1 protein-coding gene is annotated in these 2173 nt (G+C 77.6%); it reads left to right on the forward strand.

The window, feature by feature from the left end:
- Nucleotides 1-2094: ATP-binding protein (locus ACFXA3_RS41425; RefSeq protein WP_385196499.1), on the forward strand; the 2094-nt coding region annotated here is incomplete at its 5' end.
- Nucleotides 2095-2173 lie beyond the last annotated feature (79 nt).

Consider the following 2173-nt stretch of genomic DNA (forward strand, 5'->3'; position numbering starts at 1 on the left):
CGCCGGGTCCCCCCCCCTCACCGCGACAGGGCCCCCCCCGCGCGGGCGCCCCCCCCCGGGGCACCGCACGACGACGTCGACGCTCCCGCCCGCGCGCTCCTCGCCCGTCTCGACGGGCTGCGCGAGCGGGTGTCCGCGCTGGCCGAACGGCGGGCCGCCGGCGATCCCACGGCCGACGACCCGCTGCGCGGCCTCTACCTGTCCGAGGAAGCGGTGCGCCATCTCCTGGGCACCTGGACGGCGGTGCCGGACGACGGAACCGCGTCCGGCGCCGACTCCGACGCAGCCGCCGCCGGGTGGGCCGTCCACGGGGAGCACGCGCCCGGCGACCGGCTGGCCCGGCTGGCCGGGCGGGCGGAGCTGACCGCACTCGACGTCGCGGTCCTGCTCGCCGCCCTCGCTCCCGACGTCGACCGGACCTTCGAACCGCTCTACGGCTATCTCAACGACGACGTGAGCAGGCGCCGGGCCACCGTCGGCCTCGCCCTCGACCTGTGCGGGGTGCCCGCGCAGTCCGCCGCGGCCCGGGCCCGGCTGCACGCCTCCGCCCCCCTCGCGGCCCTCGGCCTGCTGGAGGTCGACGAGCCCGAACGCCCCTTCCTGACACGGTCGCTGCGCGTGCCCGACCGGCTGATCGGGCACCTCCTCGGCGACGACACCCCGGACGCCGCCCTCCTCGGCCTGCTGCGCCCGCTGCCCGCGCCACTGCCGTCCGACGCGGCCGCCGAGCAGTTCACCGTGCGGCTCGCCGCCCTCCTGGAGTCCGGGCCCACCACCGTCTACCTGCGGGAACAGCGCGAGGGCGAGGGTCTGGCCGCGTACGCCGCCGCCCTGCGCGCCGCGGGCCTGGACGGGCTGTGCTGCGCCGTACCCGCGGAGCAGGTCCCCGGGCTGCTGCGCGAGGCCCGCCTCGGCGGCAAGGCCGTCGTCGTACCGGAGCTGCCCGAGCAGCCCGGCCCGCTGGTGCGGGCGCTCGCCGCGGCACCGGACGTGACGGTGCTGCTGGCCGATCCCCGCCCGTACGACCCGCACTGGTTCCCCGAGGACCCCCTCGTGCTGGACGCGCCGGGCCGCCGGGACGGGGGGACGGCCGCCTGGCGGGCCGCGCTGGGTGCGGACGCCGACGGCTTCGACCTGGCCGCGACCGTGGCCCCGTACCGCCTGGGCGGTGACCGCGTGCGGCGGGCGGCACGGGCCGCACGCGCGCTGGCCGCCTTCGAGGGCGGTCCGGGCGGTCCGGTCACCGCCGCCCATGTGCGGCGCGCCGCACGCCGCCAGTCGGCGTCGGGGCTGGAGAGCCATACCCGCCGCATCCGGCCGGCGGTGGACTGGGAGGACCTGGTCCTGCCCGAAGGGCCCCTGGTGCAGCTGCGCGAACTGGCCCTGCGGGCCCGCCACCGCGACCGTGTGCTCGGCGACTGGCGACTCAGCGCCGGCGGCGGGCGCGGCCGGGGCGTCCTCGGCCTGTTCGCCGGGGAGTCCGGCACCGGCAAGACGCTGTCGGCGGAGGTGGTCGCGGCGGACCTCGGGCTCGATCTGTACGTGGTCCAGCTGTCGTCGGTCGTGGACAAGTACGTCGGCGAGACCGAGAAGAACCTGGAACGCATCTTCACGGAGGCGGACCGCACGGACGCGGTCCTGCTCTTCGACGAGGCCGACGCCGTCTTCGGCAAGCGCTCCGAGGTCAAGGGGGCGCACGACCGCTACGCCAACATGGAGAGCTCCTATCTCCTCCAGCGGCTGGAGTCCTTCGACGGCATCGCGCTGCTGACCACCAACCTGCGCGCGAACATCGACGAGGCGTTCACCCGGCGGCTGGACCTCGTGGTCGACTTCCCGTTCCCGGACGCCGGGCAGCGCCTGGCCCTGTGGCGGCACGGGCTGGCGCACGTTCCGTCCGCCGACGGCATCGACGCGGCCCCGCTGGCCCGGGACTTCGAGCTGGCCGGCGGTTCCATCCGCAGCGCGGTGGTCACCGCCGCCTACCTCGCCGCCGGGCGCGGCGGCGAGGTGACGGCGGACGACCTCCTGGAGGGCGCCCGGCGGGAGTACCGCAAGGCGGGGCGGCTGGTGCCGGGCGAGGGCGGCTGGTGATCCGGAGGCCGGGCCGCCCGGCCCGCCCCCCCGGGCCGGGGTGCGCGCGCGTCTTCAGCCCGGGGGTGGATGTACGCTC

The sequence above is a fragment of the Streptomyces sp. NPDC059456 genome (assembly GCF_042750055.1).
Lineage (GTDB): Bacteria > Actinomycetota > Actinomycetes > Streptomycetales > Streptomycetaceae > Streptomyces.